Origin of the sequence: Pseudomonas gessardii, from assembly GCF_001983165.1 — a bacterium.
Taxonomy (GTDB): domain Bacteria; phylum Pseudomonadota; class Gammaproteobacteria; order Pseudomonadales; family Pseudomonadaceae; genus Aquipseudomonas; species Aquipseudomonas gessardii.
The window spans coordinates 12,713-30,995 of record NZ_MNPU01000026.1; the positions used below are offsets into that span (position 1 = coordinate 12,713).

Annotated in this window: 14 protein-coding genes; 7 read left to right on the forward strand and 7 right to left on the reverse strand. The window is 61.7% G+C overall.

Annotation, left to right across the window (positions count from 1 at the left end):
• Positions 1–6 precede the first annotated feature (6 nt).
• The 4 genes from BLL38_RS18025 to BLL38_RS18040 are packed head-to-tail and all read left to right on the forward strand — an operon-like array spanning position 7 to position 3,489.
• Positions 7–927, forward strand: a complete 921-nt coding sequence (locus tag BLL38_RS18025; protein ID WP_076963768.1) for a metal ABC transporter substrate-binding protein — start codon at positions 7–9, stop codon at positions 925–927.
• Positions 924–1,670, forward strand: a complete 747-nt coding sequence (locus tag BLL38_RS18030; protein ID WP_076963769.1) for a metal ABC transporter ATP-binding protein — start codon at positions 924–926, stop codon at positions 1,668–1,670. Before BLL38_RS18025 ends, BLL38_RS18030 begins: the two co-directional genes overlap by 4 nt.
• On the forward strand, positions 1,667–2,566 hold the full coding sequence (locus BLL38_RS18035) for a metal ABC transporter permease (RefSeq protein ID WP_076963770.1): 900 nt from the start codon (positions 1,667–1,669) through the stop codon (positions 2,564–2,566). Before BLL38_RS18030 ends, BLL38_RS18035 begins: the two co-directional genes overlap by 4 nt.
• Complete coding sequence (locus BLL38_RS18040; RefSeq protein WP_076963771.1) at positions 2,566–3,489, forward strand: metal ABC transporter solute-binding protein, Zn/Mn family; 924 nt, start codon at positions 2,566–2,568, stop codon at positions 3,487–3,489. Before BLL38_RS18035 ends, BLL38_RS18040 begins: the two co-directional genes overlap by 1 nt.
• 219 nt (positions 3,490–3,708) lie before the next feature.
• Here the strand turns inward: BLL38_RS18040 and BLL38_RS18045 are convergent, their stop codons facing one another.
• The 5 genes from BLL38_RS18045 to BLL38_RS18065 all read right to left on the reverse strand — a co-directional run bounded on the left by BLL38_RS18045 (position 3,709) and on the right by BLL38_RS18065 (position 8,464).
• The gene (locus BLL38_RS18045; protein ID WP_076963772.1) at positions 3,709–3,933 is read right to left on the reverse strand and encodes an MbtH family protein; all 225 of its coding nucleotides are present in this window, start codon (positions 3,931–3,933) and stop codon (positions 3,709–3,711) included.
• 79 nt (positions 3,934–4,012) lie between these two features.
• Positions 4,013–5,425, reverse strand: coding sequence for an aspartate aminotransferase family protein (locus BLL38_RS18050; RefSeq protein ID WP_076963773.1), 1,413 nt, complete (start codon positions 5,423–5,425; stop codon positions 4,013–4,015).
• A 142-nt stretch (positions 5,426–5,567) separates the two neighbouring features.
• Positions 5,568–6,341 carry an N-acetylmuramoyl-L-alanine amidase gene (locus tag BLL38_RS18055; protein WP_076963774.1) on the reverse strand — a complete coding sequence of 258 codons (774 nt, stop codon included), beginning with the start codon at positions 6,339–6,341 and terminating at the stop codon, positions 5,568–5,570.
• A 123-nt stretch (positions 6,342–6,464) separates the two neighbouring features.
• Positions 6,465–7,784: an ATP-binding protein gene (locus tag BLL38_RS18060; protein WP_076963775.1), complete on the reverse strand. Its 1,320-nt coding sequence runs from the start codon at positions 7,782–7,784 to the stop codon at positions 6,465–6,467.
• Positions 7,784–8,464: a response regulator gene (locus BLL38_RS18065; RefSeq protein ID WP_076963776.1), complete on the reverse strand. Its 681-nt coding sequence runs from the start codon at positions 8,462–8,464 to the stop codon at positions 7,784–7,786. The genes BLL38_RS18060 and BLL38_RS18065 overlap by 1 nt, the downstream gene beginning before the upstream one ends.
• A 173-nt stretch (positions 8,465–8,637) precedes the next feature.
• Here BLL38_RS18065 and dsbD point away from each other — a divergent pair, with 173 nt between their 5' ends.
• Genes dsbD through dsbG form a run of 3 tightly spaced genes read left to right on the forward strand, consistent with a single transcriptional unit; the run spans position 8,638 to position 11,974 of the window.
• Positions 8,638–10,368, forward strand: coding sequence for a protein-disulfide reductase DsbD (gene dsbD / locus BLL38_RS18070; RefSeq protein ID WP_076963777.1), 1,731 nt, complete (start codon positions 8,638–8,640; stop codon positions 10,366–10,368).
• Positions 10,368–11,237, forward strand: coding sequence for a TlpA disulfide reductase family protein (locus tag BLL38_RS18075; RefSeq protein WP_076963778.1), 870 nt, complete (start codon positions 10,368–10,370; stop codon positions 11,235–11,237). Before dsbD ends, BLL38_RS18075 begins: the two co-directional genes overlap by 1 nt.
• Positions 11,213–11,974: a thiol:disulfide interchange protein DsbG gene (gene dsbG / locus BLL38_RS18080; protein ID WP_076963779.1), complete on the forward strand. Its 762-nt coding sequence runs from the start codon at positions 11,213–11,215 to the stop codon at positions 11,972–11,974. Before BLL38_RS18075 ends, dsbG begins: the two co-directional genes overlap by 25 nt.
• 92 nt (positions 11,975–12,066) lie before the next feature.
• Here dsbG and BLL38_RS18085 read toward each other — a convergent pair whose 3' ends face one another.
• Positions 12,067–15,480, reverse strand: coding sequence for a hypothetical protein (locus tag BLL38_RS18085; RefSeq protein ID WP_076963780.1), 3,414 nt, complete (start codon positions 15,478–15,480; stop codon positions 12,067–12,069).
• Between the two features lie 220 nt (positions 15,481–15,700).
• The gene (locus tag BLL38_RS18090; RefSeq protein ID WP_076963781.1) at positions 15,701–18,262 is read right to left on the reverse strand and encodes a hypothetical protein; all 2,562 of its coding nucleotides are present in this window, start codon (positions 18,260–18,262) and stop codon (positions 15,701–15,703) included.
• Between the last annotated feature and the right edge of the window lie 21 nt (positions 18,263–18,283).

Consider the following 18,283-nt stretch of genomic DNA (forward strand, 5'->3'; position numbering starts at 1 on the left):
TTACCCATGTCTATGTCATCTCCCTTGCTCCGCCTGCTGCTGGTGGGCCTGTTCAGCGTCTTGCTGACACCCCTGGCCAATGCCGAGGCGGCCAAGCGCCTGCGTATCGGTATCACCCTGCACCCTTACTACAGCTACGTGGCGAATATCGTCGGCGACAAGGCCGAAGTGGTGCCGCTGATTCCGGCCGGCTTCAACCCCCATGCCTACGAACCGCGCGCCGAAGATATCAAGCGCATTGGCACCCTGGACGTGATCGTGCTCAATGGCGTCGGCCATGATGATTTTGCCGACCGCATGATCGCCACCAGCGAACGCCCGGACATCCCGGTGATCGAGGCCAACGCCAATGTGCCGCTGCTGGCCGCCACCGGCAATGCGGCCCGCGGCGCTGGCAAGGTGGTCAACCCGCACACCTTCCTGTCCATCAGCGCCTCCATTGCCCAGGTCAACAACATCGCCCGGGAGTTGGGCAAGCTCGACCCGGACAACGCCCGCGCCTACACCCAGAACGCCCGCGCCTACGGCAAGCGCCTGCGCCAGATGCGTGCCGATGCCCTGGCCAAGCTCACCCGCGCACCCAACGCCGATCTGCGCGTGGCCACGGTGCACGCCGCCTACGACTACCTGTTGCGTGAATTCGGCCTGGAAGTGACCGCCGTGGTCGAACCGGCCCATGGCATTGAGCCAAGCCCGAGCCAACTGAAGAAAACCATCGACCAACTGCGTGAACTGGACGTGAAAGTGATCTTCTCGGAAATGGACTTCCCGTCCTCCTACGTCGAGACCATCCAGCGTGAGTCGGGGGTCAAGCTGTACCCGCTGTCACATATTTCCTACGGTGAATACAGCGCCGAGAAGTACGAAGTGGAAATGACCGGCAACCTCAACACCGTGGTCCGGGCCATCCAGGAGTCGGGGGCATGACGGCGGCTGAACACCTGAGCGTGGCCAGCATCGGCCCGACGCTTGAATTCAATAACATCTCGCTGACCCTGGGCCGTACGGCGATCCTCGATAACGTCAGCTTCCAGGTGCAACCGGGCAGTATCCACGCCCTGGTCGGCCCCAACGGCGGCGGCAAGAGCTCGCTGATCAAGACGCTGCTGGGGCAAACCCCGCACCAGGGCCAACTGAGCCTGCACTGGCCGGGCACCCCCGGCACCATCGGCTACGTGCCCCAGGCCCTGGAGTTCGACCGTGGCCTGCCGATGACCGTCGATGACTTTATGGCTGCCATGTGCCAGCGGCGCCCGGCCTTTCTCGGCCTGTCCCGGCATTACGCGGGCGCGATTGGCGAGGCGCTGGCGCGCGTGGGCATGCAAGACAAACGCAAGCGCCGGATGGGCGCGCTGTCCGGCGGCGAGCGCCAGCGGGTGCTGCTGGCCCAGGGCCTGATCCCGGCCCCGCAACTGCTGGTGCTCGATGAGCCGATGTCGGCCCTCGACGAAGCCGGGATCCAGGTGTTCGAGCGCCTGCTGGGCGACTGGCGCCAGGCCGGGATCACCGTGCTGTGGATCGAACACGACCTGGAGGCAGTGGGCCGCCTGGCGGATCGCGTCACCGGCCTGAACCGCCGCGTGCTGTTCGACGCCACGCCGCAACAAGCCCTGACCCCGGAGCGCCTGCTCACGCTGTTTTCCACTCACCCACGGAGCGCAGCCCAATGAGCTACGAAGCCTTTCGCTTGATGGTCCAGGGCTGGGCCTCTTCCGGCTACCTGCCGGAAGCCCTGGCCTATGGGTTTGTGGTCAATGCCTTGCTCGCCGGCCTGCTGATCGGCCCGGTACTGGGCGGCCTGGGCACGCTGGTGGTGGTCAAGCGCTTTGCGTTTTTCTCCGAAGCCGTCGGCCATGCCGCGCTGACCGGCGTGGCCGTGGGCATTCTGCTGGGGGAACCCTACACCGGGCCTTATGGCAGCCTGTTCGGCTACTGCCTGTTGTTCGGCATCCTGCTCAATTACCTGCGCAACCGCACCGGCCTGGCCCCCGATACACTGATCGGCGTGTTCCTCTCGGTGTCCCTGGCCCTGGGCGCGAGCCTGTTGCTGATCCTGGCGGGCAAGATCAACGTGCATATCCTGGAAAACGTGCTGTTTGGTTCGGTCCTGACCGTCAACGGCAATGACCTGCTGGTGCTGGCGGTTGTCGGCTCGTTGGTCATGGCCCTGGCGTTGCCGCTGTACAACCGCATCATGCTCGCCAGTTTCAACCCGCAACTGGCCGCCGTGCGTGGCGTGGCGGTGAAGACCCTGGACTACCTGTTCGTGATCCTCGTCACCCTGATCACGGTGGCGGCGGTCAAGGTCATCGGCGCCATCCTGGTCGGCGCGCTGCTGGTGATTCCAGCCGCAGCCGCACGCCTGTTGAGCCAGTCGCTCAAGGGGTTCTTCTGGGTCTCGGTGGTGATTGCCACAGTCAGCACCCTGTGCGGGATTCTGCTGCCGATCATTTTCGACCTGCCCATCCCGTCCGGTGCCGCGATCATCCTCGTCGCCGGCATCGCCTTCGCCCTGGCCGCCATCGCGCGCGGCACGGTCCCCAGCCTGAAAGGGAATCTTGGATAATGCGCCCTGTTTTACGCCCCCTCGCCCTGGCCATCGCCTGCCTGATCAGCACCCCGCTGCTGGCGGCCGACACGGCCAAACCGCTGCCGGTGGCAGCCCAGTCCGCCAAACCGGTCAAGGTCCTGGCGGCCTTGCCCGTGACCTACGGGCTGGCCGACGCCCTGCTCAAGGGCACCCCGGTCAAGCTTGAACGCGCAGCACCGGCCAACTTGCCGGGTTCGCGCCAGACCGCCTACTTTACCGGGCGTGGCGCGCCGGCCTTGCATACCCTGGCACTGGACGCCGACGCGGCCATCGGCCTGCGTTCGCTGTGGCCGGATGACCCGCTGTACCCGGTGGCCCGGCGCAGCAATATCCGCATCGTCGAAGTGGACGCGGCCCGCCCGGTAGACGGCGGCTTGCCGGGCGTGGCCCTGCAGCCAGGCACTGTCGATGGTCTCAATAGCCAGCCGTGGCAATCGAGCAACAACCTGGGGCGCATGGCCGATGTCATGGCCGCCGACCTGAGCCGCCTGGCACCCGGCGCCAAGGCCCGAATCGACAGCAACCTGGCCAGCCTCAAGCAACGCCTGCTCAAGCTGACTGCCGACAGCGAGGCGCGCCTGGCCCAGGCCGACAACCTGAGCGTGGTCAGCCTGAGCGATCACTTTGCTTATCTGGTGAGTGGGTTGAACCTGGAGTTGCTCAGCGCTGATCCACGGCCGGATGCCGAGTGGTCTGCCGAGGCGCTACAAGCGCTGGCTGCCAGCCTGAAGGACAACGACGTGGCACTGGTGCTGCATCATCGCCAACCGGCTGAGGCGGTGAAAGCGGCTATCAGTGCGGGGGGATCGAAGTTGCTGGTGCTGAACACCGACGGCGCGGACCCGGTGGCGGAGCTGGAAGGGAATGTGGATCAGGTGATCAAGGCATTGGCGCCCTGAAAGCAACACAATACCCATGTGGGAGCGGGCTTGTGTGGGAGCGGGCTTGCCCGCGATAGCGGTATGTCAGTTAACAACTGTGTTGGCTGATCCACCGCCATCGCGGGCAAGCCCGCTCCCACATTTGATCTGCGCTGCTTTGAGCATTGCGTTCGCTTAACTGATCGGCATTAGGGCTTGCCCGCTCCCACACAAGCCCGCTCCCACATTTGTTTGTGTTCAGCCAGCAGCAACCTGGGCGTCCATCTTCTGGCGCAGGCTCAGCGGGCGCATATCGGTCCACACTTCTTCGATATAGGCCAGGCACTCTTTCTTCATCCCACTTTTACCCACGGTGCGCCAGCCTTCTGGCACGGCCTTGTAGTCGGGCCAGATGGAATACTGTTCTTCATGGTTGACCACTACCTGGAACAGGATGTCTTCGCGGTCAAATACTGAGGTCATTGCGGTTCTCCGTCACTTAAAGGCTGCCACGCACTGCGCGTGGCTGATGTATGTAGGAACGTACAACGGCGCAGGAAAATTAGAGGCTGGCCACGGCCGCCGCCACCGCCCGCCCGAAGAGTTCTGCCACGCGGTCGATTTCTGCGGCGGTGATGACCAACGGCGGCAGGAAACGCACCACACTGCCATGGCGCCCACCCAGCTCCAGGATCAACCCGCGCTTGAGGCATTCGCGCTGTACCAACGGCGCCAGTTGCCGATGGACCGGCGGGTGGCCCTGGACATCGGGCGTACCGCTCGGGTTCACCAGTTCCACACCCAGCATCAGGCCGCGCCCGCGGATATCCCCCAGGTGCGGGAAGTCCCGTTGCAGGAGGCGCAGGTGTTCAGCCAGGCGCTCACCCATGGCCGCCGCGTGGTCGGCCACCTTGTGCTCCTTGAGGTAGCGCATCACCGCCGAGCCCGCCGCCATGGCCATCTGATTGCCACGGAAGGTCCCGGCATGGGCGCCCGGCAGCCAGGTGTCGAGCCACTGGCGATACACCACCACCGCCAGCGGCAAGCTGCCGCCAATGGCTTTGGACAGCACCACCACATCAGGCACAATGCCAGCATGCTCAAAGGCAAACATCTTGCCGGTGCGCCCGAAACCGCTCTGGATCTCGTCGACGATCAACGCCACCCCGGCCTGCTCGGTAATCCGCCGCAGGCCGCGCAGCCAGTCGAGGTCGGCCGGGATCACGCCGCCTTCGCCCTGCACCACTTCAACGATCACCGCCGCCGGCAGCAACACCCCGGCCTCCGGGTCATTGAGCAGGTTTTCCAGGTAATGCAGGTTGACCTTGACCCCCTCGGCCCCACCCAGGCCGAACGGGCACCGGTAGTCGTAAGGGAATGGCAAGAATTGCACGCCATTGGCCAGCAAGGCCCCCAACGGCTTTTTCGGCCCCAGGCTGCCCATCAGGCTCAACGCGCCCTGGCTCATGCCGTGGTAACCGCCCTGGAACGACAGCACCGTGCTGCGCCCCGTGGCGGTACGCACCAGTTTCAGCGCCGCTTCCACCGCATCGGTGCCGGTGGGGCCGCAAAACTGGATCTTTGCCTCCCGCGCCAGTTCCACGGGCAACAGGCTGAACAGGTCCTGCACAAACTGGTCCTTGACCGGTGTGGTCAAGTCCAGGGTATGCAGGGGTAATTCGTCCAGCAGCACCTGCTGGATCGCCTCGATCACCACCGGATGGTTATGCCCCAGGGCCAATGTCCCGGCCCCGGCCAGGCAGTCGATAAAGCTGCGACCCTCAACGTCCTCGACATAAATGCCCTTGGCCCGCTTGAGCGCCAGGGGGATGCGCCGCGGGTAGCTGCGGGCATTGGACTCCTGCAGGCGCTGGCGGGCCAGCAGCGGTGATTCATCGAACTGGTACAGCGTTTCCACCGGAGTCGGGCTGGCCGACACCTGCAACTCTTCAATGCGACTGGTAGCGACTGACATCTCTAGATCCCTCAATACGCGAATGATGGTGACCAAACTGCCAACCCGTTGATGTGGCGTGCACACGGGTTTCCTGTTCTGGAAACGCTTCAGCGGCGCGGGGATTTACACCAGTGCCGGCGAAAAACCGGCAAATAGCCGGTCACTCGCCGGCACTGGTGTACTTTTCATTCAACGCATAAAGAATCGCGCAGGTCTCGATATCCAGCTGCCCACGATAGTCGGCGGGCCGGAAGTGCATCTGGAAGGCCCGCACCCGCTGCTCGAACGCCTGGCGGTTTTTTGCCGGGGCGTAGCCATAGCGCTGGAAGGCCCGTTCGACCTCCACCTCCTGGGGCAACCCCAGGCGAAAGCGCCGCACATAGGCATTTTTGACCTCTTCATCGAACCAGGCGCCAATGCCGGCCTCGAACAAATCGTGCCAGGGCAAGCGTGGCCCCGGGTCACTTTTGCGCCAGAACGCCACATCCGCATGGCCGACGATATCCCTGGCACCGATCTGCGGATGACGGGCGCAAATATCGCGGATCAGGGTGATCAGCACGGCGATCTGCTCCAGGTCATAGGCCGGAAAGGTCAATACACCGCCCTCATCGCGGGCCAGGTTGACGATCTCGATGCCGATGGAACGACTGTTGACGTTATCGCGGCCCGCCCAATGGCTGGCGCCTGCATGCCAGGCCCGCTGGCGCTCGTCCACCAACTGGAACACCCGCAGTTCGTCGTAGCCGGCGTTTCGGTAGCTGGCCTCACGGGGATCGGGCAACAGGTAATGGGCACTGACACCCAGCTGCGTCAGGGTGCGCAGGGAGGAGGCAAAGGGCGCGGCGGTGTAATGCACCACCAACTGGCGCACGGCTTCGCCATTGCGCGCATTAAAATCCTTGGCGGGGTAAGTGGAATCGATGACCAACATAAGCGCTGTCCTTTTCAATACAGGCTGAGTCATTCAGCCGGCAAACCTGCAAACACAAAAATTAACGCCATCCTGAAGCGTCGGGCCTGAGGATGGCGGTAGTTATGTGTGTGCAAGCAAGGATCAGCGGCGCAACGGCATCCCCAGGTCGACCCGCAGGCCGTCGGGCTGACTGTCGAAGACCAGGGAACAGGAACAGCGCTGGACAATCGCCTGCACGATGGCCAGGCCCAGGCCACAACCGCCGCTGTTGCCATTGCGCCAGAAACGCTCGGTCAGGTGCTGCAGGTCTTCGCTGGAGATCGGCGCGCCATGGTCGCGCACGCGGAACACCACTTGATGGCCCTGGGTAAACACGCTCAATTGCACCCGCGTCTCGGCCGGGGTATGGCGCAGGGCGTTATCCAGCAGGTTGCGCAAGGCGGCAACTGCCAGGCCCACGGGCATTTCCACCGGGTTATCGGGCAGGTTGTCCGGCAAGATCAGGTCGATGCGGCGGTTGTCGCCGGCATGGGCGTCCTGGATCGCCAGGCGCGCCACTTGCTCGGCGCTGGACTGCAAACCGTCGTCAAACGACAGGCTGCCCTCGACCCGCGCCAGCAGCAGCAATTGCTCCAGGGTGCGATGCAGGCGGTCGGCGCCCTCCTCGGCATGGGCCAGGGATTGGTCGCGGGCCGCGCCATCGGTCATGCGCGCCACTTGCAGGTGGGTCTTGATCGCCGTGAGCGGGCTGCGCAGCTCGTGGGCGGCATCGCCGGTCAGCCGGCGCTCGCGTTCGATGGTCTTGGCGATGCGTTGCAACAGCTGGTTCTGGGTGTCGAGCAACGGCTTGAGTTCGCTGGGCAACGGGTGAATCTGCAAGGGCTCAAGGGAGTCGGCGCTGCGGCGCATCAAGGCGTCGCGCATGCGGTTGAGCGGCACCAGGCTCTGGCCGATCCCCAGCCACAACAGGCACAGGCAGCCGAGCAGGGCCACGCCCACCGGCACCGAGGCCGCCAGCAGGATCGACAGGTTCAACGCCTCGCGCTCTACCTGGCGATCCGCCGTGGTGATGAACAAATCGCCACGGGCCAGGGTAAAGCTACGCCAGGCGGCACCGTCGATGATCTGGTCGCGAAAGCCGCTTTGCCGGGATTCCAGGCCCTGGTCCGGGGTGTTGTGGTTACGGGCCAGGATTTCGCCACGCAATGAGCTGACCTGGCACGCCATGCCACCCGGCACATTCAGTTGCTCGGCGCCAAAACGCTTGCCCTCGCCCACGCTGGCCAGGCCCGGCATCTGCTCCATCAGCCCGGCCACCATGCGCGCCGAGGCCACCAGCCGTTGGTCCAGGGAAAACATCATCTGGTTACGCAGGTCGTTGAGCATCCAGGCCGCCGCCAGCACCCAGATCAGCACAAAAGCAGCGCCCAACTTGAAGGTCAGGCGCAGACGCAGGCTCATCACGAGGCGTCCTCTGCACCGGCCGCCGGGCCCAGGCGATAGCCCAGGCCGCGCACGGTTTCGACAATGCCGTTGCCCAGCTTGCGGCGCAGGTGGTGGATATGCACGTTCAGGGCGTTGCTTTCCAGCTCATCGTTGAAGCCGTAGACGCTGTCCTTGAGCTGCTCGCTGGACAGCACCCGGCCACGGTTGTGCAGCAGGGCCTGCAACAGGGCCTGTTCGCGACGGGACAGGTCCACGGGCTGACCGCCCAGCAGGGTTTCGCGGCTGCTGGGGTTGTAGGTCAGCTGGCCATGTTCGATCAGGTTGACGCTGCGCCCGGCCACGCGACGCAACAGGGTTTGCAGGCGCGCGGCCAGTTCGCGCAGGTCGAAGGGCTTGAGCAGGTAGTCGTCGGCACCGGCTTGTAGGCCGTCGACACGGTTGGTCACCGAGTCGCGCGCAGTGAGGATCAGCACCGGAATCTCCAGGCCCGCGCTGCGCTGTTGCTGCAGCAGTTTCAGGCCGTCTTCATCCGGCAGGCCGAGGTCGAGCACCATGATGTCGAACTCCGCCGCCTTGAGCATCGCCCGCGCGGCGGCGGCCGTGGCTACGCGCTCGACCGTAAAGCCCTGGGCGCCGAGACCGGCAACGATGCCACTGGCGATCAGGTCATCGTCTTCACAGACCAGTACGTGCATGCTGAACCCTTTGCAAAAATGCTGATTGAAAGGCGGGCGGATTAAGCGCGCATTATGCAGGCAAAAGATCCGCGCTCCGAAAATCCCTACACTCTAGAATATAGCCCGGTTAATCATCGGTTAATCAGCACCCCACATTGTGTGCTCCACTTGCATCGAACTAAGGCTTGACCATGCGGCATCTGTTTATCTTCCTGCTGGTATTTTTCACTGGATTGGCCCAGGCCGCGCCTGGCAGCAATCCGTTCGAGACCAAAACCGAATTCCTCCCGGTGGGCAAGGCCTTCACCTTTACCTCCGAGCGCCTGGCTTCCGGTGAAACCCAGCTGTATTGGCAGATTGCCGATGGTTATTACCTGTACCAGCAACGCATGAAGTTCGAGGGCCTGGCCGAGCAACCGGTGTTGCCCCAGGGCGAGGCCCATAGCGACGAGTTCTTTGGCGAGCAACAGGTGTATCGCCAGGGCCTGGAAGTGAAGCTCCCGGCCGGCGCCACCGGCCAGGTGAAACTGGGCTGGCAGGGCTGTGCCGATGCCGGCCTGTGCTACCCGCCGCAATCGCTCACCGTGGACCTGGGCGGCAACCCCGCCGTGGCCGCCACCGCCGAGGCCCAGGATGAAAGCCTGGCCAGCGGCCTGCAACAACGCAGCCTGGGTTGGAGCCTGCTGGTGTTCTTCGGCCTGGGCCTGTTGCTGGCGTTTGCCCCATGTTCGCTGCCGATGCTGCCGATCCTGGCTGGCCTGGTGGTGGGCAGCGGTGCCAGCCCACGCCGTGGTTTTGCCATGGCCACCAGTTATGTGGTGTGCATGGCCCTGGTGTATGCCGCCCTCGGCGTGCTGGCCGCGCTGGCCGGCAGCAACCTGGCCGCGCTGCTGCAAACCCCGTGGATCCTCGGTAGCTTCGCCGCCTTGTTTGTGATCCTCTCCCTGCCGATGTTCGGTTTCTTTGAACTGCAACTGCCGGCCTTCCTGCGCGATCGCCTGGACAACGCCACCCGCCAGCAACGTGGCGGCAGCCTGGTCGGCGCCGGGGTGCTCGGCGCCTTGTCCGGCCTGCTGGTGGGCCCGTGCATGACCGCGCCCCTGGCCGGCGCCCTGCTGTATATCGCGCAAAGCGGCAATGCCCTGCACGGCGGCCTGATCCTGTTTGCCATGGGTATCGGTATCGGTGTGCCCCTGCTGTTGCTGGTGACGGTGGGCAATCGCTTCCTGCCCAAGCCGGGCAACTGGATGAATGTGCTCAAGGGCGTGTTTGGCTTCCTGTTCCTCGCGACCGCCGTGTTGATGATTCGCCCGGTCGTCGACGAAAGCCTGTGGCTCGGCTTGTGGGGCGTGCTGGCCCTGGTCATGGCCTACTGCGGCTGGAGCCTGGCCCGCGAGCACGGGCTGGTCGCCAGGGTCCTGGGTGCCGGTTCCCTGGTCCTGGGGTTGTGGGGCGCGATCCTGGTGATCGGCGCCGCCGGTGGTAGCGATGATCTCTATCAGCCGCTCAAGGTTTTCGGCGGCTCGCCGGTCGCTGGCGCGCCGAGCGCCCATGACAGCTTTATCACCGTCAACGATCCGATAGCCCTGCAAGCCCAGCTCGACAGCGCCAAGGCCCAGGGCCAATGGGTGTTGCTGGACTACTACGCCGACTGGTGCGTATCGTGCAAGATCATGGAAAAACAGGTGTTCGGCAAAGCCGAAGTGCTGGACGCCCTGAAGAACGTGCGCCTGCTGCGCCTGGACGTCACCGCCGACAACGCCGCCAGCCGCGAACTGCTGGGCCGTTACAAAGTCCCCGGCCCACCGAGCTTTGTGTGGATCGGCCCGGACGGTGAAGAGCGCCGCGCCCAACGCATCACTGGCGAAGTGGATGCCGCCGCCTTCCTGCAACGCTGGACCCAGACCCGGGACGCCCGCTGATGCTGACCTTGACCATCGGCACCTTCGCCATCGCCTTGAACCACCTGCTGCTGATCAGTGCGCTGATCCTCGCCACCCTGGTGGGCTGGCGCGTGGCCAAACGAGGCGGCGAGAACCCCGAATCCGTGCTGTTCAGCCTGTTCCTGCTGGGCATGCTCAGTGCGCGTATCGGTTTTGTGCTGATGTACTGGTCGTACTACCGCGACGACCCGCTGCAGATCGTCGACCTGCGCGACGGCGGTTTCCTGGCCTGGCCTGGGGTGATCGTGCTGATCATCGCCGCCCTGCTGTGGAGCTGGCGCCGCCCGGCCCTGCGCAAGCCGCTCACGGCCGGTGTGGTCAGCGGCCTGGCCTTCTGGGCGCTGGCCAGTTTCTCGTTGAATATCTACGAAAAAGGCACGCGCCTGCCGGATATCGCCCTGCGCAATGCCGATGGCGAAACCGTGCAACTGGCCGACTACCAGGGCGGCCCACTGGTGATCAACCTGTGGGCCACCTGGTGCCCACCCTGCCGACGGGAAATGCCGGTGCTGGAAAACGCCCAGAAACAACGGCCGGATGTGACCTTTCTGTTCGTCAACCAGGCCGAAAGCATGCAAAGCGTCAGCACCTACCTGGCCACCCAGGGCCTGAACCTGGACAACGTGCTGTTCGACGCCAGCGGCCGCCTGGGCCAGGCCGTGGGCTCCATGGCCCTGCCCACCACCCTCTTCTATCAAGCCGATGGCCGGCTGATCAACAGCCACCTGGGCGAGCTGTCCCAGGCCAGCCTGGCCCGCGCCATGGAATCTTTCGCCCCCACGGACTCGACTGCCGCCAAGACGGCCCCTGCAAGGAAACCCTTATGCCCCACCTCCGCCACCTGCTGACCCTACTGCCCCTGACCCTCGCCGCCAGCCTCGCCCATGCCGAAGAATGGCCGGCACCGATCAAACAGATCGAAGCCAAGGGTGCCAAGATCATCGGTAGCTTCGACGCACCGGGCGGGCTCAAGGGCTATGCCGCGCAATACCAGAACCGCGGCATGGCGCTGTACCTGACCGCCGACGGCCAGCACGTGCTGGCCGGCAACCTGTACGACGCCAAGGGCAATGACCTGAGCACCGCGCCCCTGGAAAAGCTGGTCTACGCGCCGATGGCCAAGGAAATCTGGGCCAAGATGGAGCAAAGCAGCTGGATCCAGGACGGCGATAAAAATGCGCCGCGCACCGTCTACCTGTTCAGCGACCCCAACTGCCCGTACTGCAATATGTTCTGGGAACAGGCGCGGCCTTGGGTCAAGGCCGGCAAGGTGCAATTGCGCCACATCATGGTGGGGATTATCCGCGAGGACAGCCCGGGCAAATCGGCGGCGCTGCTGGCCAGCAACGATACGGCCAAGGCCCTGGAAGAACATGAGTCGGCGGGTAAAGCCAGCAAGCTCAAGGCACTGAACAAGATCCCCGCCCAGATCCAGGCCAAGCTCGATGCCAATATGAAGCTGATGGAGGAGCTGGAGTTGTCGGCCACCCCGGCGATTTTCTATCTGGATGACAAGGGTCAGTTGCAGCAACAGCAAGGGGCGCCGTCGCCGGACAAGTTGGGGAAAATCCTTGGCAGCAAATAATTGCCCGTTAAAAGACAGGCCCTGCTAGCAGGGCCATGTCTCAGTAAAAGAGAAGGTACTCCCCCACTGGTTCAACGGAAGGAGCACCGGTTTCAAGCCCCCCAAAAAGTGAAAAAGTCTATATACGCATGATCTGATGCCCTGACGATCATTGACGTAATGCTACTGTCAGCAGGCGCCGTAAAATCAATCCAGTGATTTTGCTGATCATTATCCGAAGGTGCCGGGGGGAGGTAACGTGAACCAATGCTCCTACCGGTCTTATCGTAAAACACAATGTCAACCGGATGCTGTTGCCATGTGTAGGCAAATTTGACTCTTTGGCTAGCCAATTTGAAATCAACCCGTATGCGCTGCTCGGGAACCTGGTTAGAGCTATTGCTACAAACCACTAACGCCGGGCCATCCAACATGCCGGGGGTGGTCCACGCGTAGAACTCAATACCGGATGTCCCCCCAGACCCCGGTAATAGTGTGATCGTCATTGTTGCAATATCAACGCTTTGACCTGCGGAAATTTTGCGATTGGGCTGCCCGGTGAAGTTTTCATAACGTATTTCTGGCTCCATGCGCACACTCAGGATCAAGGCGGGGAACACCACCGCCGCACTTTCCTGATTGCTCCCATCAGCAGTGACTTTGCAGGTAAAGGTCAAGGTGCTGAAATTCTTCAATAGCTCAAGCTCGATTCGTTTCAAGGCTTGCCGCAAGCCGGCAGTGACCTCGCCTGCCGTCACCTCTTTGCCCAGGTAAATATTGAAGAGGTAAGGGCTGCCATCCTTACGCGTCCCGATACCCCGCAGCCACACCTTCTGACCTGGCAAGATAAACCACCAGGGCTCAACCCTGATGTCCGCATCCCCGGTAAAGGTGCGCAAATCCAGGATGCCGTTGGTCGCCTGTGGCACCACCGGCGTCGGCAAACGCACCGGCACACTGATCTGCAAATCAAGGTCTGCAGAAGTCGCCACTTTGCACAGGCTGGTGACGGTGTAGTGGATCTTTACCGTCTTGCCGCTCCCATGGATCACCGCTTCCCGAGGTATATGGAAGTCCACGTATTGCGGGTCGTTATTGCCTGGCTTGGACATCAGCGGCAGGCACGTACCGTCCGAGCGTTTCCAGCACACGCTGATCCCATGGCTGGCACTCATGCGCTCATACGCTACCCGTACCGTCACACCCTCCCGCCCGTTGTACACCGTCAGTTGGGAACCCACCGCTTCGCGCACCGTCGGTGCTGTGAGTACCCAGTCTTCCTGGACAACCTCCAGGCTCAACACGGGGAATGTCTTCGCGCTGCCCCTGTCCAACTCACCGTTGAAATTCACCGCAAAATGCACCTGGAAATCACTGCAATCGGCCAGTGCCTGCAACGCCAGGCGCGGCAGCTGCGCACTGACGCCACTGTCCAGCCACTCTTCGGTGACCGGTTCACCTTCCAACACCTCAAAGCGGTAGGGGCTGCCATCTTCCTGCTCGCCCGTTACCCATAACCAGCACGCTTGCCCCAAGGCCATATAGTCCCATACCACCACCAAGGCAGTGGCATCGCCGCTAAACGTATTGAGGTCCAAAACATTACCGGTTGATTGCTCCACCCTTGGCGTCGGCAAGCCACTGAGACCTAAAACCTCGACCTCCCTCGCAGGCGATTGCCACTCACTGCCATCGCAGCGCATCACGCGGTAGGCCAGCAGGATGGGCTGGTTGAAATTGGCACTGATGGCAGAAGGCGGCACCCAAAATTCAAGACTGGCCTCATCCTCAACCGGCCGACACTCCAACGCTGGCGAACCCGGCCCTGGCGTGCCGCTAAACGTTGGGCACACCCGATCCCCTGGGCACATATGCTCGTAGGCCACCTGAAGATGTGCGCCCTCCACGGTATTGATCGGGTTAACCACCCAACCGTGGGTACCGTCGTCAACCGATTCGACGAGATGAGGAGCTGTCAGCTCCAGATGGGGCTCGGTCTGCAGCGTCAGTAAAAGCGAAGGGAACATGCGGTAAACCGGGCGCCCCGTTTTACGCGGAAGGAACTCCACATAGAAGACGATATACAACTCACTGTCATGCTTGAGCTTGGCCAGTTCCTCCCGTGGCAGGGCTCTGCTCCAGCCATTGCGAACATCTTCTTCGGTTACCGGTGAGTCGGTAAAAAAGTTCCACCTGGCTTTTGAGCCATCGGCATAAGTGCCCCCGATATACACATCGACACGTTGCGTCGGATCAATAAAAGCCCAGGGCGCTACATAAAGAATCGGGTCTTTACAGCACAACCGGGAAAGATCCAGGGTCTTGTCATATGCCTGGAGAACCTGGGGTGCAGGCAAGTTGGAGGGGAGCGGGATTCTCACCACACCTTCAAGCGACGCAAAAACCTCGTCCTCCCGAGTCACGGTGTAGGAAAAAAGTGCAAAGTTATCCAGGCGCATCCCTACGTACAACGGCGGAACATGGAAATCGACACACCCGTCTTCCACGCCATACTGGGGTGCAATGGGCGCGTCATCACCAAAGGTGGACTCCCAACGCAGGGTGATCAGGTCCGTGCTCTGCATATCGTCGTAACAGACACGGACTGTGGCCCCCTCCAACAACTTGAGTGGATCGACCTGGCCCGAGCCTTCAGCCTCGACCAGGGTCGGAGCAGGCAAATGCAGGGACTTATCAACCAACAGCAGCACCGTCGTACGCGGATGAAACTCGTGGGCGTTTTCGGGCAGTTGGGTTTCGTAGATCGGGTCGACCGGTACCGGCGGCTTGGGGGCGGTGCCATCAAAGATCACAGCGATATGAAGGGTCAGTGCCGAATAGTCCTCGCGACGTGCCATCCAGCTGCGTGACAGCTTGAACTCAAAGACATGCCCCTCATGGGCTTCGGCCTCCGTGACCACATGGTCCCGCGCCACCCAGCTAAACGCGAACGGCGGCTTGTGCTGATCGCCGGCCACATTGATAAACAACCGCTGCCCGGCCTGGATCATCGGCCAGGCCTTAAGGCGGATAATCTCATCGCCCCTGAAGGTCTTCATATCCAGTTTCCAGGTGCTCTGGACATACTTGGCATGCTCGAACACCGGCAGCGACTCCTTGAGGTCCTCCTCCCTGATCTGCTGGACCTCCAACTCCAGCACCAACGATTTCTTCAACTGGCCTGCCACCCTCGCGGTGTACCAGACCAAAACCGTATGCCCAATGCTGGTACTGACCCACTGCCATGGAATGGGAATATCGATGCTGCCGCTGGTACTGCCCGGATAGGCGATAGGCTCGAATACAGGCTCATCCTGGTCCTTGATCGCCCAATACACGGTGATGGGTGTGGTGCCCATCCCCGCAAAAGCAATGGTCGCGGCCGTGCCGTCACGCGCTTTAATGGGGTCCAGGGTATTGTTATTGATGGCGTAGTGGATCTGCGGAACGGGCAATTCGACGGCAACTTCGGCATCTGGCCCGACAGCAGCCGATGGCGAACGTTGGGGGGTGGTTTTTTTAACCATGACAAGACCTCCTGTCCAAGGAAAGATAACCAGCAGGCCTGGCTGGCAGGCCAAAAACTGCAGTTATCTAGCCTTGGAAACAGGCGTTTTGCCTACTGTCAGAATTGACAGTTCAACCACTGGGAACGCACATAATCGACCAACGGTGTACGGTTCCGGCACTGAATCGGCCCATAAAAAACGCCCGCACAAGGCGGGCATCAGGTCACTCAGGAGGCGCTCACAACTGTCTGACCCGCAGATCATCAAGGCCGTAGTCGTTCCCATATCCAGTGGCAACATGGCTGTACAACTCAAGTTTCACGGTCTGCGCTTGAGCAACAAACACCCCCCTGTACGTCAACCAATTCGTACCCGTGATCTCCACAGGCCCCACCAGCGTCTGCCCTGCTGCCAACAAAGAAAGTCTCGGCAGCGGAGGCACTTCATTCATCCCTTTGATCGAGATGCTGAACTCATAGCGTGTATTGACCTTAAGACCCGTGACATTCTTCCACAGGACAACCCCCTCTGATTTGTCGGTATACGTATTGTTGCGCAAATACGGATTGGGTCCGGTTCTATCAATCTGTAAGTCTCGCGGGTCAGAGGCTGCCGGGCCCCGCATCCAGCCATTCCAGTCATCACGATCAAAAGTGGTCAAATCATCAAAAACTGTTTTTACCAGCAACACCAGTGGCAAGAACTGCACTGCGTCACTTTCACGGGTACTGCCGTCGGGCGTCACCTTGCAGGTAAACGTCAACTGGCTGTCATCCTTGAGTAACTCAAGCTCGACTCGCCTCAAAACATCTTTCAAACCGGCAGTGAGCTCGCCTGCCGTCACCTCATTGCCCAGGTAAATATTGAAGAGGTAAGGGCTGCCATCCTTACGCGTCCCGATACCCCGCAGCCACACCTTCTGACCTGGCAAGATAAACCACCAGGGCTCAACCCTGATGTCCGCATCCCCGGTAAAGGTGCGCAAATCCAGGATGCCATTGGTCGCCTGTGGCACCACCGGCGTCGGCAAACGCACCGGCACACTGATCTGCAAATCAAGGTCCGCAGAAGTCGCCACTTTGCACAGGCTGGTGACGGTGTAGTGGATCTTTACCGTCTTGCCGCTCCCATGGATCACCGCTTCCCGAGGTATATGGAAGTCCACGTATTGCGGGTCGTTATTGCCTGGCTTGGACATCAGCGGCAGGCATGTACCGTCCGAGCGTTTCCAGCACACGCTGATCCCATGGCTGGCACTCATGCGCTCATACGCTACCCGTACCGTCACACCCTCCCGGCCGTTGTACACCGTCAGTTGGGAACCCACCGCTTCGCGCACCGTTGGGGCGTTGAGCACCAGGTCTTCCTGGACAACCTCCAGGCTCAACACGGGGAATGTCTGCGCACTGCCCCGGTCCAACCGGCCGTTGAAATTCACCGCAAAATGCACCTGGAGATCACTGCAATCGGCCAGTGCCTGCAACGCCAGGCGCGGCAGCTGCGCACTGACACCACTGGCCAGCCACTCTTCGGTGACCGGCGTACCTTCCAGTACCTCAAAGCGGTAGGGGCTGCCATCTTCCTCCTCGCCTGTGATCCACATCCAGCACGCTTGCCCCAAGGCCATATAGTCCCATACCACCACCAAGGCAGTGGCATCGCCGCTAAACGTATTGAGGTCCAAAACATTACCGGTTGATTGCTCCACCCTTGGCGTCGGCAAGCCACTGAGACCTAAAACCTCGACCTCCCTCGCAGGCGATTGCCACTCACTGCCATCGCAGCGCATCACGCGGTAGGCCAGCAGAATGGGCTGGTTGAAATTGGCACTGATGGCAGAAGGCGGCACCCAAAACTCAAGACTGGCCTCATCCGCCACCTGCTGACACTCCAACACTGGCGAACCCGACCCTGGCGTGCCGATAACCGTTGGGCACACCCGGTCCCCTGGACACATAAACTCGTAGGCCACCTGAAGATGTGCGCCGTCTACCGTGTTCACCGGGTTGAGTACCCAGCCGTCGGCGCCGCAGTCCACGGACTCGACCAGATGGGGCGCGGTCAGTGCCAGATGGGGTTCGGTGAGCAACGTCGTAACAAGGCCCGGAAACCCAATGTAAGTAGGATTCGGACCCGTACTGGGGCGAAACGCTACATAAAAATACGCATACAGTTCACTGCCATGCTTGAGCGCTGCCAGATCGGCTCGAGGCAGAGCCCTACTCCAGCCATTACGCACTTCGTCCGCCGTGACCGCCTCGTTACGGTAGTAAGTACGCCTGAATCGCGAACCGTCGATATATTCCCCAGCAACATAAAGCTCGACCACATTGGTCGTGGCGATAAATGCCCAAGGCTCGACATGGATAACCGGGTCATCGCAGCACAGTAGAGCCAGATCCAGAACGTCCTTGTGCATGCCTAAAAAGAGTGGGGAAGGTGCATTCGAGGGCCGATCAATGACAACTGCCCCTGCCGCCGAAGGGGGATACGCCTGGCCATCTACCGTTACGATGTAAGAGAACGAGATGGGGGCAATGCTGATGTTTATCCCCACGTATTGCGCAGGAATCACAAAATCGACAAACCCGGCCTCGACTCCATCCTGAGCGCTGACAGGAGCGTACTCCCCACCAGAGATAGGCCAACGGACCGTAATCCGGTGACGCGGAGTCATCTCCTCATAGCGGACCCGAATGGTAGCTCCCGCCACCAATTTCAGCGAATCGACTTTCAGTGCGCCCTCAGCCTCAACGAGGATGGGGGCAGGCAGCTCAAGAGGTGGCAATGTACCTGACATAATGAAAACTCCTTTTCAATG